This is a genomic window from Georgenia wutianyii, from assembly GCF_006349365.1.
GTDB lineage: Bacteria > Actinomycetota > Actinomycetes > Actinomycetales > Actinomycetaceae > Oceanitalea > Oceanitalea wutianyii.
In genome coordinates this window covers 1,164,026-1,176,844 of the sequence record NZ_CP040899.1, presented here as the reverse complement: position 1 = coordinate 1,176,844, position 12,819 = coordinate 1,164,026, and the positions used below count along the sequence as shown (strand labels likewise).

Sequence of the window (12,819 nt, the reverse complement as noted above, 5' to 3'; positions counted from 1 at the left end):
TCGGGGCCCGGTGCGAGAACATAAGGTCCGTGCGCGCACTGCTGCTGGAGAACCCCCACCCGAACGCCGACCTTGCCCTGGAGGCCGCCGGCCTCGAGGTCCGCCGCCACCCCGGCGCGATGGGCGAGGACGAGCTCATCGCGGCCCTGGACGGCGTCCAGGTCCTCGGCATCCGGTCCAAGACGACGGTGAGCCGCCGGGTGCTCGAGGCTGCGCCGGACCTCCTCGTCATCGGCTCCTTCGCCATCGGGACGAACCAGATCGACCTGCGCTTCGCGGCCCACCGCGGCGTGGCCGTGTTCAACGCCCCGTTCTCCAACACGCGCTCGGTCGTCGAGCTCGCGCTCGGGGAGATCGTCGCGCTCAGCCGGCGCCTCACCGTCGTCGACGACGCCCTGCACGCCGGGACCTGGCTCAAGAGCGCGGCCGGCGCGCACGAGGTGCGCGGGCGCACGCTCGGCATCGTCGGCTACGGCAACATCGGCACGCAGCTGTCCGTCCTCGCCGAGGCGCTGGGCATGCGGGTGGTCTTCTACGACATGGCCGAGAAGCTCGCGCTGGGCAACGCACGGCGCATGGGCAGCCTGGACGAGCTGCTCGACGTCTCCGACGTCGTCACCCTCCACGTCGACGGTCGGCCGGGGAACGCGGGGATGTTCGGCCCCGAGCAGTTCGACCGGATGCGGCCCGGCTCGATCTTCCTCAACCTCTCGCGCGGCTTCGTCGTCGACTACGGCGCGCTGCGCGAGCACGTCCTCTCGGGCAAGATCGTCGGCGCCGCCGTCGACGTCTTCGCCGACGAGCCGATGCGCACCGGTGACCCGTTCGACTCCGAGCTGCGCGGCCTGCCCAACGTCATCCTCACCCCGCACGTCGGCGGGTCGACCGAGGAGGCGCAGGAGGGCATCGGCGCGTTCGTCTCGAACAAGCTCGCCCGCTACGTCCTGGACGGCACGACGACGATGAGCGTCAACGTCCCCCCGCTCGCCCTCGACCCGGCGCCCGCCGCCCGCCACCGGGTGGCCTACCTGCACCGCAACACCCCCGGTGCGCTGGCGCTGGTCAACCAGGCGTTCGCGGAGAGCGGGGCGAACATCGAGGGGCAGATCCTCGGCACCTCGGGCGACCTGGGCTACGTCATCACCGACATCGGCGGCGACCTGCCCGACGAGGCCCGCCAGGCGCTGGACGAGGTCCCCGACACCATCCGGCTGCGTGTCCTGCCTGCTGGGCAGACCGAGGTCTGAGCCGACTACGGTGGGGAGCCATGAGCTACCTGCCCGCGGGTGACCGCTACGACTCCATGATCTACCGCCGCTGCGGACGCAGCGGCCTGGACCTGCCGGCGATCGCACTCGGCCTGTGGCAGAACTTCGGGCACGACAAGTCCGAGGACACGCAGCGGGAGATCGTCCTGCACGCCTTCGACCGCGGCGTCACCCACATCGACCTCGCGAACAACTACGGCCCGCCCCCGGGCGCGGCCGAGTCGTTCTTCGGCCGGCTGCTCGCCACCGACCTCGCGCCCTACCGCGACGAGCTCGTCATCTCCTCCAAGGCCGGCTACCGCATGTGGCCGGGGCCCTACGGCGAGTGGGGCTCGCGCAAGTACCTCCTCTCCTCCCTCGACGCCTCGCTGCGTCGCCTCGGGCAGGACTACGTCGACATCTTCTACTCCCACCGCGACGACCCGACGACCCCGCTGCACGAGACGATGGGGGCACTGAAGACCGCCGTCGACTCCGGCCGCGCGCTCTACGCGGGCATCTCCTCCTACACCGCCGAGCGGGCCGCACAGGCCGTCGAGGTCGCGCGGGAGATCGGTCTCACGCTGCTCGTCCACCAGCCCTCGTACTCGATGCTCAACCGCTGGGTCGAGGAGGGCAGCCCGAGCGCGCTGGACGTCACCGCGGAGGCCGGGATGGGCAACGTCGTCTTCTCCCCGCTCGCCCAGGGCATGCTCACCGGCCGCTACCTCGACGGCGTGCCGCAGGACTCGCGCGCGGCGCGCGACGGCTCGCTGCGCCGGGAGTTCCTCACCGAGGAGAGCATCGGGCACATCCGGGCACTCGCCGACATCGCGGCCGAGCGCGGTCAGACGCTCGCCCAGCTCGCCATCGTGTGGGTGCTGCGCGACCCGCGCGTGACGACCGCCCTCGTCGGCGCCTCGAGCGTCGCACAGCTGGACGACACGCTCGCGGCGCTGGACAACCTCGAGCTCAGCGACGAGGAGCTCGCGCGCATCGACGAGCACGCCGTCGACGCCGGCATCAACATCTGGGCGGCGCGCACCCGCTGAGGCCGACAGGCCCGCGCGGGGCGAGGAGCCCTGCGCGCGGTCCGTCCCAGGGGCAGGCCCCGAGAGACGAGGAACCGGTGACGGTGGCGGCTTCCCCTCCGCCACCGTCACCGGTGGTCAGCGCGAGCCGGGCTCGCCAGCCTCAACACTAGCCGAGCCGTCCGCCTCGGGCCCGGGGGACGGGTCGGGGCGCTCGGCCCGCAGGGCGGTGATCGCCGACTCGAAGTCGTCCAGGGAGGTGAAGGAGGAGTAGACGCTCGCGAAGCGGAGGTAGGCGACCTCGTCGAGGGCGCGCAGCGGCCCGAGGATGGCGCGGCCGACCTCCTCGGCATCGATCTGCGCGGCGCCGGCCGAGCGCACGGTCTCCTCGACCTGCTGGGCCAGGAGTGCGAGGTCGTCGTCGGAGACCGGGCGGCCCTGGCACGCCTTGCGCACCCCGGCCATGACCTTCGCGCGGCTGAAGGGCTCGACGACGCCCGAGCGCTTCACCACCGAGAGACTCGACGTCTCGATCGTCGTGAAGCGCCGGTGGCACGCGGTGCACTCGCGCCGCCTGCGGATGGACGAGCCGTCGTCGGCCGTCCGCGAGTCGATGACCCTGGAGTCGGCGTTCCGGCAGAACGGACAGTGCACGCCAGGCTCCTCGTCGTTCGGGCGGTCCACCGTGCGGCACCGCTGAGGTGCACGGTACGGGCGCGCGAACGGGACGTGCAACATCGCTCAGGGCGCGGGGACGACGATCTGCTGCCCCACGACGAGCTCCCCGGACCCCAGGCCGTTGAGGCGCATGATGTCGTCGACGACGTCGCGCACGTCCTGCCCCTCCGCTGCCGACGTGGCGGCGATCGCCCACAGGGTGTCCCCCGCGCCGACGCTCACGCGCTCGACCGGTCCGGTGTACGTGCCGGCCTCCGAGGCGACGCTGCCCACCCAGGCACCTCCCGCGATCGCCAGGGCGAGTGAGGTGAGGAGCAGGAGGGCCCCGCGCACGACGCGCCCGCGGGCCGAGAGGCGGATCGCGGGCCTCGCGGCGGGACCGGCGGTGGGACGGGCGGTCGGCGCCACGACGGCGACGGGCGGGACGAAGTCCGGCCCGACGAGGCGGAGGTGGGGTGCCGGGCGGGCGGCGCGGACGCCACCGACGGGGCCGGACCGGACGGGGATCGCCAGTGCACTCATCGTCTCTCTCCTTCGAACGCCTGTTCGTCGAACATCTGTGCGACACCGTACTACGCGGCTCCGACACTGTCGACACGCCGTCGAACAGATGTTTGATATCGGCCGTGGGTCCTTCTACGCTGTCGAGCACGAGCACATCACCAGCCACTGACATTCGAGGAGCACGAGGCGTGAACCAGGACGAGCGGCCCGGCGCGACCGTGCACGAGCTCCCCGAGCGTGAGCCTGTCGACGGCGCCCTCACCGAGCGGCAGCGTCTCGTCCTCGAGACGATCCGCCGCTCGGTCGACGAGCGCGGATACCCCCCGACCATGCGGGAGATCGGCCACCTCGTCGGGCTCACCAGCCCGTCGTCGGTCAAGCACCAGCTCACCGCCCTCGAGCGCAAGGGGTACCTGCGCCGCGACCCCAAGCGCCCGCGGGCGATCGAGATCGTCGGCAGCGAGGTCCGCGGACCGCAGCAGCTCGGCAGCCCGGAGGACGGCACCGACGCCCCCGCGCCCACCTTCGTGCCCGTCGTCGGGCGCATCGCGGCCGGCGGCCCGATCCTGGCCGAGCAGACGGTCGAGGACGTCTTCCCGCTGCCGCGCCAGCTCGTCGGGGACGGGGACCTCTTCCTCCTCAAGGTCCAGGGCGACTCGATGATCGAGGCCGCCATCTGCGACGGCGACTGGGTCGTCGTGCGCCGCCAGCCGGTCGCGGAGAACGGGGAGATCGTCGCCGCCCTGCTGGGGGAGGAGGCCACGATCAAGACGCTCCAGCGCCGCGACGGCCACGTGTGGCTGCTCCCGGCCAACGAGGCCTACTCCCCCATCGACGGCGACCACGCCCAGGTCCTGGGGCGCGTCGTCTCGGTCCTGCGCAGCCTGTAGATGGCCGACGGCGAGCTGCGCCTGCCGCTCGAGGAGGTCCACCGCGTCGTCCGCGCCGCGGTCGGGCGGCTCGGGCTCACCGGCGAGCGCGGCGACCTGTGCGCCCGGCTGTTCGTCGAGGCCACCCGCGACGGGGTGTACTCCCACGGCGTCGAACGCCTCCCCCGCTTCGCACGCACCGTCGCCGCCGGCCTCGTCGACGTCTCGGCCACGCCGGAGCGGACTGCCGGCAGCGGGGCTGTCGAGCGGTGGGACGGACGGCGCGGCCCCGGGAACCTCAACGCCTGGGCCGCGATGGACCGCGCGGTCGCCCTCGCCCGCACGCACGGGGTCGGCGCCGTCGCCCTCGGCAACACGAACCACTGGATGCGCGGCGGCACCTACGGCCGGCAGGCGGCCGAGGCTGGCCTCCTCGCGATGTGCTGGTCGAACACCATCGCCAACACCTCCGCCGCCGGGGAGGAGCCCGTCGTCGGCAACAACCCGCTCGTCGTCGCCGTCCCCCGGCCTGCCGGTCCGCTCGTCCTCGACATGGCGCTGAGCCAGTTCTCCGTCGGTGTCCTCACCGGCTACGCCCAGCGCGGCGAGCGGCTCCCGGTCCCCGGCGGCTTCACCGCCGAGGGCGACCTCACGCACGACGCCGCCGCGGTCCTCGACAGCGGGCGCCCGGCCGCGGTCGGTCGCTGGAAGGGCTTCGCGCTCGCCGTCGTCCTCGACGCGTGGGCCGCCATGCTCTCCGGCGGGGCCGCGACCCACGAGCTCGGCACGGACCCGGAGGGCGAGAGCGGCCAGACCCAGTTCTTCCTCGCCCTCGACCCGGGCGTCGTCAGCGGTCCCGACGAGCAGGAGCGGGTGGCCGACGCCGTCGTCGCCTCGCTGCACGCCGCCGGCGCGGACCTGCGCTACCCCGGTGAGGGCACCGAGCGCGCCCGGCGCGAGAACCTCGAGCGCGGGCTGCCCGTGCGGCGGGCCACCTGGGCCGAGGTCAGCACCCTCGCGGGCGCGAGCGCCTAGAAGCCGAGCTCGCGCACGACCGAGCGGATCCGCTCGGCGCTGGCGTGCAGGCCGGCGAGCTCGGCACTCGTCATCGGAAGCACGAGGCGCTCCTCGGCACCGCTGCCGCCCACGACGGTGGGCACCGAGAGGCACACCCCGGAGATCCCGACGTAGTCGGTGAGCAGCGTGGAGACGGGCAGCACCCTGTTCTCCGAGCGGAGCACGGCCTGGATGATCTCGACGGCAGCGAGCGCGACGGCGTAGTTCGTCGCACCCTTGCCCGCGATGATCCGGTAGGCCGCGGCGACGACCTCCTCCGCGACGGCAGCCCGCGCGTCCGCGTCGAGCCGCGGCGCGTGCGTGGTGCTCCAGTCCAGCAGCGGGACCGCCCCGATCATCGCCGAGCTCCACAGGACGAGCTCGGAGTCCCCGTGCTCACCGACGACGTAGGCGTGGACGTTCTTCGCCGCGATGCCCGTCTCCTGGGCGATCCGGTGGCGCAGGCGCGAGGTGTCCAGGACGGTGCCGGACCCGAAGAGCTGCTCGCGCGGCAGCCCGGAGATCGTCAGGGCCGCCTGCGTGACGATGTCGACGGGGTTGGTCACCATGAGGTAGACGGCGTCCGGGGCGACGGCGGTGAGGCCCGGGACGAGGGTGCGCATGAGGGAGACGGTGCTCGCGGCGAGGTCGAGGCGCGTCTGCCCCGGCTGCTGCTTGGCACCCGCGGTGACGACCACGACGTCGGCGTCCCGGCACACCTCGATGTCGTCCGAGCCGACGACCTGCGCGGGTGGGACGAACTGGATGCCGTGGGCCAGGTCGAGCGCCTCCGCCTCGACCTTGGCCCGGTTGACGTCGTAGAGGACCACGCGCTGCGCGGCGCCCCGCATGAGCAGGGCGTAGGCGAGGGTCGCCCCCACCGTCCCGGCTCCGACGATCGCCACGGTGCTACCTCTGACCATGCCCACCCCTTTCGTCCTGCCCGAGCCTAGGTCCTGGTCGCGGGCTGCGCGCCCAGGCGGCGGAGCGCGCCGCGGGCGACCTCACCGTCGGTGGTCGGCCACAGCGGTGGCATCGAGCGGCGCAGGAAGGAGCCGTAGCGGGCCGTGGCGAGCCGCGGGTCGAGGACGGCGACCACGCCCCGGTCCCCGGTCGAGCGGATGAGCCGGCCGGCGCCCTGCGCGAGGAGCAGGGCGGCGTGGGTGGCGGCGACCGCCATGAACCCGTTGCCGCCGGACGCCGCGACGACCTCCGAGCGCGCGGAGCGCACGGGATCGTCCGGGCGGGGGAAGGGGATGCGGTCGATGACGACGAGCCGGCAGGTGCGCCCGGGCACGTCCACGCCCTGCCACAGCGACAGGGTGCCGACGAGCGTGGCGTCCTCGTCCTGCGCGAACCGCCGCACGAGGGAGGCGAGCTGGTCCTCCCCCTGGCACAGGACCGGGGTGTCGAGCTCGGCGCGCAGCAGGTCGGCGGCCTCCTCCGCGGCGCGCCGGGAGGAGAACAGGCCCAGCGCGCCTCCGCCGGAGGCGCGGACGAGGTCGACGAGCTCGCGCTGCGCCTCCTCGCTCGGGCCCTCGCGGCCGGGCGCGGGCAGGTGCCCGGCGACGTAGAGGATGCCCTGGCGGGCGTAGTCGAACGGTGAGCCGACGTCGATGCCCCGCCACCTCGTGCCGGCGCTCGTCGGCGTGACGGCGGGCTCGTCCTCCTCGCCCTCCGGGGCCGTGCGCCGGACCGGCCGCTCGGCGTCGTCGCCGTCGTCGAGGTGGTCGAGGAGGGAGACGCCCAGCGTGCGGGCCACGGGGTCGAAGGTGCCGCCGAGCGCGAGGGTGGCGGAGGTGAGGACTGCTGCGCGGCCGGCGAGCAGCTCGGTGGCGATCGGCCGGGCGACGTCGAGAGGTGCGAGATGGAGCCGGGCGGACTCGAAGCCGGTGCGGCCACGGTCGCACCACAGCACCTCGCGGCGCTGGGCGACGCCGTCGCCGAGGAGCCGCTCGGCGATCTCGTGGAGGACGAGCATGGCCGAGCGCGCCATGAGGCGTCCGCCCGGCTCGGCCTCGCCGTCACCGCGCAGGGCGGTCATCGCCTCGCGGCTGCCCGCCTCGAGGAGGGTGAGGGCGTCGAGGAGCTCGGCGGGCACGCGGCGCAGCCGGCCCGCCGGTGCGGTCTCGAGCCAGGCGCCGAGCGCGCGTCCCGCCGCCTCGAGCGACTCGGCACTCACCCCGGCGTGCTTGCGGGCCAGGCGCACCGTGCGGTCGACGACGGCTGCGGAGAGCTCGAGGGTCGACTGCGCGGTGACCCGCTCGGCGAGCTCGTGCGCCTCGTCGACGACGAGCACGTCGTGCTCGGGCAGCACCCGGGAGGACCCGGCGGCGGCGATGCCGAGCATCGCGTGGTTGGTGACGACGACGTCGGCCTCGTGCGCCGCGCGACGCGCCGCCTCGGGGAAGCACTCCTCGAGCATCGGACAGCTCGCGCCGAGGCACTCGAGCTTGGTCACCGAGACCTGGCGCCACGCGCGGTCACCGACGGCGAAGTCGAGGTCGTCACGGTCCCCCGAGTCGGTCTCCTCGGCCCACTCGCGCAGCCGCAGCACCTGCTCGGCGAGCGGCCCCCGGGCGGGCGCCCCGCCGGCGTCGGCGGTCGCGGCGTCGAGGGCGAACAGGCCCGGCTCGTCGTCCGCCGGGTAGCCGCCCGCGACCTTGTGCCGGCACACGTAGTTGTGCCAGCCCTTGAGCAGCGCGACGTTCGGGCGCGGCCGGCCGGACGCGGCGACGACGTCGGCGACGAGCGGGACGTCGTGGGTGAGCACCTGGCGCTGCAGGGCGAGGGTGGCGGTCGAGATGACGGCCCGCTCGTTGTGCTCGACGGCGTGGGCGAGGACGGGCACGAGGTAGCCGAGGGACTTGCCCGTGCCGGTGCCGGCCTGGACGAGGAGCGCACCGGGCTCGCGCAGGGTCCGGGCGACCTCGCGCGCCATCGTCAGCTGCCCGTCGCGTTCCTTGCCCCCGAGCCGTTCGACGGCGGCGTGCAGCAGCTCCGCGGTCGTGCTCACGCCGAGTGGGCGGCGACCAGCTCTGCCGCGAGCGCCTCGTCGACGAGTGCGGTGAGCCGGGTGCCGGTGCCCGTGTGCTCCTCGGCGATGACCTCACCGCTGTTGTGCGCCCGGGAGACGAGGTCGCCGCGCGAGTACGGCACGAGCACCTCGACCCGGACCGACGGGCGCGGCAGCAGCTCGGCGATGCGCTCGCGCAGCTCCTCGATCCCCGCGCCGGTGCGCGCCGAGACCGCGACGGCCCCGGGGTAGCGGGTGCGCAGCCCGGCGATCGTGCCCGGGTCGGCGAGGTCGGCCTTGTTGAGGACGATGACCTCGGGGATCTCCTCGACGCCCTCGATGTCGGCGAGGACGTCGCGCACGGCCTTGACCTGGCCCTCGGGGTCGGGATGGGCGGCGTCGACGACGTGGAGGACGAGGTCCGCCTCGGCGACCTCCTCGAGGGTCGAGCGGAACGCCTCGACGAGCTGGTGGGGCAGCGAGCGGACGAAACCGACCGTGTCGGCCAGGGTGTAGACCCGGCCGTCGGGCGTCTCGGCGCGGCGGACCGTGGGGTCCAGGGTGGCGAACAGGGCGTTCTCGACGAGCACGCCGGCGCCGGTGAGCCGGTTGAGCAGGGAGGACTTGCCGGCGTTCGTGTAGCCGGCGATCGCGACCGACGGGATGTGGGCGCGGTGACGCGAGGCGCGCTTGGTCTCCCGGGAGGGCGCCATCTGGGCGATCTGGCGACGCAGCCGCGCCATGCGGGTGCGGATCCGCCGCCGGTCGAGCTCGATCTTCGTCTCACCGGGGCCGCGCGAGCCGATCCCCGCGCCGCCGGCGACCCGGCCACCTGCCTGCCGGGACATCGACTCACCCCAGCCGCGCAGGCGCGGCAGCAGGTACTCGAGCTGGGCGAGCTCGACCTGCGCCTTGCCCTCCCGGGACTTCGCGTGCTGGGCGAAGATGTCGAGGATGAGGGCCGTGCGGTCGATGACCTTGACCTTGACGACGTCCTCGAGGGCGCGCCGCTGGGAAGGGCTGAGCTCGGAGTCCGCGACGACGGTGTCCGCGCCGAGCTCGGCGACGAGCTCGGCGAGCTCGGCGGCCTTGCCCGAGCCGAAGTACGTCGCCGGGTCGGGCGAGGCGCGGCGCTGGAGCACGGCGTCGAGCACGACCGAGCCGGCCGTCTCGGCGAGCGCCGCCAGCTCCGCCAGGGAGACCTCGGCGAGCTCGGAGTCCGGCCCGGACCACACACCGATGAGCACGACCCGCTCCAGGCGCAGCTGCCGGTACTCGACCTCGGTGACGTCCTCGAGCTCGGTCGACAGCCCGCCCACGCGACGCAGCGCCGAGCGCTCCTCGCGGTCGAGCTGCTCGCCGTCGAGCTCGTGACCGTCCGCGGCGTCCTCCTGCACGGCCGTGCCGGCCCGTGCGAGCACCCGTGCCACGACGTCGTGCGCAGGGTCGGTCGGTGCGGAGGTCTCGTCGTGCTCTGCCATGTTCTCCCAGTCGTCGTCCACTCCCCCAAGGGTCCCACGGAGGCGCGCCGGCTGCGAACAGATATCCACACCCCGCGAGGTAGGTTTCTGGGGTGAGCGAGCACTACTTCTCCGCCCAGCCGGCCTCCTCCGGGGAGACCCGCACGATGACCGTGGAGCTCCGCGGCAGGCGCGTCCAGGTGACCACGGCCGCCGGGGTGTTCTCCGGCGACCGCCTCGACCTCGGCACCCGGGTGCTGCTCGAGGCCGCGCCGGACCCGGCGCCGTCGGGCACGCTCGTCGACCTCGGCTGCGGGTGGGGTCCGGTGACCCTCGCCCTGGCGGCGGCCTCCCCCGCCGCGCGGGTGGTCGCCGTCGACGTCAACGAGCGGGCACGCGACCTCACGGCACGCAACGCCGCGGCCCTGGGCCTGCGCAACGTCGTCGTCGCCACGCCCGAGGAGGCGGCGGACCTGCTGCCCGACGGGATCACCGAGCTGTGGTCCAACCCGCCGATCCGCATCGGCAAGCCGGCGCTGCACGAGCTGCTGCGCACGTGGCTGGGCCGGCTCGCGCCCGAGGGCCGGGCCTACCTCGTCGTCGGGAAGAACCTCGGCGCCGACTCCCTGCACCGGTGGATCGAGACCGAGCTGGCGCTGCCGACCGAGCGCCTGTCGAGCTCGAAGGGCTTCCGGGTGCTCGACGTGCACTCGCCCGCAGCGGCGCCGGGCGCGGATCGCTAGCCCGGCCGGGCGCCGAACGGTCCAGCGCTACATGCGCGTCCTGCGGGCGCGGGGGGCCGACCTCCCCGAGCTGCTCTCGGCGTGACGAGCAGGCGTCGTGACCGGGTTCGTCCCCGGTGGCGACGCAGGCACCGGCGGCGACCCGCGCGCAGGTCGGCCGCGTAGGCGCGGTGGTCCGGGCGGTCCACGACGCGAGCGAGGGCCTGGACGCCGAGGAGCTCGGGCTGGGGCCCGCCCTGCTCCGGTTCCTCCAGGACAACACCGACGTCAGGCGCGCGGCGATCGCCCCCGGCCGGGAGGACGGCGCCGGAAACCCCTAGCGGAGGGTGAGGCGCGCGACCAGCGTCGCGGGACCGGTGAGCAGGGCGCGGCCGTCGTCGGTCAGACGCACGAGCAGCTCCCCACCGGGCACCTGCACCCGCCACAGCCGGGGAGCCTCCTGCCCGCCCCACGCGTGGAGCGCGACGGCGACGGCGCACGCGCCCGTCCCGCACGAGCGGGTCTCCCCCGCCCCCCGCTCCTGCACGCGCATGCGCACCGTGCCGGCCGTCTCCCCGTCGAGGGTCGTCTCCCCGAGGGGGACGACGAGCTCGACGTTGGTCCCCTCCGGGGGCAGCGGGTCGACGGCGACGAGCGGGCCGAGGTCGGCGCCGTCGAGCTCGGCGACGTCCGGCAGCGCGACGACGGTGTGCGGGTTGGGCATGGTGACGCGCAGTCCGGCGCGGGTGCCCTCGAGCCCGGTGGCCTGGACGGCGACGTCGAAGCCCCGCCGGACGGCCTCCGCACCGCCGGGCAGCCCCCACGGGCCCATGTCGACGGTGTAGAGCCCGCCGCTGCGCCACACCGAGCGCACCCCGCCGCGGGTGCCGAGGAGGACGGGCTCGCCGTCGGCGAGCGACAGCAGGCCCTCGTCCTCGAGGAAGGCGATGACGAGCCGGGCGGCGTTGCCGCACATCTCGGCCGGTGAGCCGTCGGCGTTGCGGTAGTCCATGAACCACTCCGCGCCGTGCGCGGCGGCCTCGGCCGCCTCGGCGAACGCACGGGAGCGGACGACGCGCACGACGCCGTCGGCCCCGATGCCGGCCCGGCGGTCGCACAGGGCGGCCACCGCGGCGGCGTCGAGCTCGCGAGCGCCGTCGGGGTCGGCGAGGAGGAGGAAGTCGTTCTCGGTGGCGTGCCCCTTGGTGAGGGACAGGCCGGACAGGGCCGCGAGGGAAGGCATGGCGAGAGCCTACGTCCGGCGACCGGTCAGGTCGCGGCCCCGTCCACGAAGGCCTGCGCCGCGCGTGCCGCGAGGTCCGGCCCGGGCTCCAGCCACCGGACGCGCGGGTCGCGGCGGAACCACTTCTCCTGGCGCCGGGCGAGCTGGCGGGTGGCGATGGTGATGGCCTCGTGCGCCTCGTCGACGTCGAGCCGCCCCTCGAGGACGGCCACCGCCTGGGAGTAGCCCACGGCCCGTGAGGCCGTGCGTCCCTGGGCCAGCCCCGCGGCCAGGAGGTCGCGGGTCTCCTCGAGGAGGCCGCCGTCGAGCATGGCACGGGCGCGCGCCGCGATGCGGCGGTCGAGCTCCTCGCGCGGGACGGCGATCGCCACCTGGACGGCGGGCAGGTGGTAGCGGTGCTCGGGCATCGAGGCCGAGTACGGGCGGCCGGTGAGCTCGATGACCTCCAGCGCCCGCACGACGCGGCGCGCGTTGGCCGGCAGGATCCGCGCGGCCGCCTGCGGGTCGCGGGCCGCGAGCTCGGCGTGGAGGATGCCGGGCCCCTCACGCTCGACGCGCTCCTCCAGCCGGGCCCGGACCTGCGGGTCGGTGCCGGGGAAGTCGAGCTCGTCCAGCGCGGCGCGCACGTAGAGCCCCGAGCCGCCGACGAGGACCGCGCGCCGGCCACGGCCGTGGACGGCGGCGACGTCCGCGCGCGCCTCACGCTGGTAGGCGGCGACGTTCGCCTCCTGGGTGACGTCCAGGACGTCGAGCTGGTGGTGTGCCACCCCGCGCCGCTGGTCCGGCGGCAGTTTGGCGGTGCCGACGTCCATGCCGCGGTAGAGCTGCATCGCGTCGGCGTTGACGACCTCGGCGGCGTCGGGGCCGCCGAGGAGGTCGACGACGTCGAGCGCGAGGTCCGACTTGCCCGTCGCGGTGGGCCCGACGACGGCGAGGACGGGGTGGGGCACGGCCGTCAGCCTACGTCGCCCCGGTCCCCCGGCCCCAGCCGCG

The 12,819-nt window shown here is 74.7% G+C and carries 13 protein-coding genes; 6 read left to right on the top strand and 7 right to left on the bottom strand.

Annotated features, from left to right (window positions below; all coding sequences use genetic code 11):
• Positions 1-29: 29 nt before the first annotated feature.
• Entirely contained in the window at positions 30-1,247 is a 1,218-nt protein-coding gene (gene serA / locus FE251_RS05260; protein WP_139948171.1) for a phosphoglycerate dehydrogenase, read from the top strand.
• 20 nt (positions 1,248-1,267) lie between these two features.
• Positions 1,268-2,299: an L-glyceraldehyde 3-phosphate reductase gene (gene mgrA / locus FE251_RS05255; protein ID WP_139073574.1), complete on the top strand. Its 1,032-nt coding sequence runs from the start codon at positions 1,268-1,270 to the stop codon at positions 2,297-2,299.
• Positions 2,300-2,416: 117 nt separating this feature from the next.
• On the opposite strand, the gene nrdR is transcribed toward mgrA, so the two are convergent.
• Together nrdR and FE251_RS05245 are read right to left on the bottom strand one after the other, a co-directional pair.
• Positions 2,417-2,932, bottom strand: coding sequence for a transcriptional regulator NrdR (gene nrdR / locus FE251_RS05250; RefSeq protein WP_139073575.1), 516 nt, complete (start codon positions 2,930-2,932; stop codon positions 2,417-2,419).
• 87 nt (positions 2,933-3,019) lie between these two features.
• A complete protein-coding gene (locus tag FE251_RS05245) occupies positions 3,020-3,478 on the bottom strand; it encodes a LysM peptidoglycan-binding domain-containing protein (protein ID WP_139948170.1) in 459 nt (152 codons plus the stop codon).
• A 119-nt stretch (positions 3,479-3,597) separates the two neighbouring features.
• On the opposite strand from FE251_RS05245, the gene lexA reads away from it, so the two are divergent.
• Positions 3,598-4,350, top strand: coding sequence for a transcriptional repressor LexA (gene lexA / locus FE251_RS05240; protein ID WP_456237481.1), 753 nt, complete (start codon positions 3,598-3,600; stop codon positions 4,348-4,350).
• Positions 4,351-5,364: an Ldh family oxidoreductase gene (locus FE251_RS05235; RefSeq protein WP_139948169.1), complete on the top strand. Its 1,014-nt coding sequence runs from the start codon at positions 4,351-4,353 to the stop codon at positions 5,362-5,364. It abuts the gene before it with no gap.
• Here FE251_RS05235 and FE251_RS05230 read toward each other — a convergent pair.
• The 3 genes from FE251_RS05230 to hflX are packed head-to-tail and all read right to left on the bottom strand — an operon-like array spanning position 5,361 to position 9,882.
• A complete protein-coding gene (locus tag FE251_RS05230; protein ID WP_139073579.1) occupies positions 5,361-6,308 on the bottom strand; it encodes an L-lactate dehydrogenase in 948 nt (315 codons plus the stop codon). The two genes, FE251_RS05235 and FE251_RS05230, sit on opposite strands and share 4 nt — an antisense overlap.
• A 26-nt stretch (positions 6,309-6,334) precedes the next feature.
• Positions 6,335-8,401 carry an ATP-dependent DNA helicase gene (locus FE251_RS05225; protein ID WP_407925286.1) on the bottom strand — a complete coding sequence of 689 codons (2,067 nt, stop codon included), beginning with the start codon at positions 8,399-8,401 and terminating at the stop codon, positions 6,335-6,337.
• Complete coding sequence (gene hflX / locus FE251_RS05220) at positions 8,398-9,882, bottom strand: GTPase HflX (protein ID WP_139073670.1); 1,485 nt, start codon at positions 9,880-9,882, stop codon at positions 8,398-8,400. Before hflX ends, FE251_RS05225 begins: the two co-directional genes overlap by 4 nt.
• 92 nt (positions 9,883-9,974) lie before the next feature.
• Here hflX and FE251_RS05215 point away from each other — a divergent pair, with 92 nt between their 5' ends.
• Both FE251_RS05215 and FE251_RS05210 read left to right on the top strand, forming a co-directional pair.
• The gene (locus tag FE251_RS05215) at positions 9,975-10,604 is read left to right on the top strand and encodes a class I SAM-dependent methyltransferase (protein WP_230976557.1); all 630 of its coding nucleotides are present in this window, start codon (positions 9,975-9,977) and stop codon (positions 10,602-10,604) included.
• Between the two features lie 116 nt (positions 10,605-10,720).
• Positions 10,721-10,924 (top strand): hypothetical protein, encoded by a 204-nt coding sequence (locus tag FE251_RS05210; protein ID WP_139948168.1) that lies wholly within the window; start codon positions 10,721-10,723, stop codon positions 10,922-10,924.
• Here FE251_RS05210 and dapF read toward each other — a convergent pair.
• Both dapF and miaA read right to left on the bottom strand, forming a co-directional pair.
• Entirely contained in the window at positions 10,921-11,826 is a 906-nt protein-coding gene (gene dapF, locus FE251_RS05205; protein ID WP_139948167.1) for a diaminopimelate epimerase, read from the bottom strand. The two genes, FE251_RS05210 and dapF, sit on opposite strands and share 4 nt — an antisense overlap.
• 26 nt (positions 11,827-11,852) lie before the next feature.
• Positions 11,853-12,785 (bottom strand): tRNA (adenosine(37)-N6)-dimethylallyltransferase MiaA, encoded by a 933-nt coding sequence (miaA, locus tag FE251_RS05200; protein ID WP_456237480.1) that lies wholly within the window; start codon positions 12,783-12,785, stop codon positions 11,853-11,855.
• Between the last annotated feature and the right edge of the window lie 34 nt (positions 12,786-12,819).

Coding starts and splice junctions, on each gene's coding strand:
- mgrA (WP_139073574.1), top strand. CDS start 1,268: ATGAGCTACCTGCCCGCGGGTGACCGCTACGACTCCATGATCTACCGC.
- FE251_RS05245 (WP_139948170.1), bottom strand. CDS start 3,478: ATGAGTGCACTGGCGATCCCCGTCCGGTCCGGCCCCGTCGGTGGCGTC.
- FE251_RS05235 (WP_139948169.1), top strand. CDS start 4,351: ATGGCCGACGGCGAGCTGCGCCTGCCGCTCGAGGAGGTCCACCGCGTC.
- FE251_RS05230 (WP_139073579.1), bottom strand. CDS start 6,308: ATGGTCAGAGGTAGCACCGTGGCGATCGTCGGAGCCGGGACGGTGGGG.
- hflX (WP_139073670.1), bottom strand. CDS start 9,882: ATGGCAGAGCACGACGAGACCTCCGCACCGACCGACCCTGCGCACGAC.
- dapF (WP_139948167.1), bottom strand. CDS start 11,826: ATGCCTTCCCTCGCGGCCCTGTCCGGCCTGTCCCTCACCAAGGGGCAC.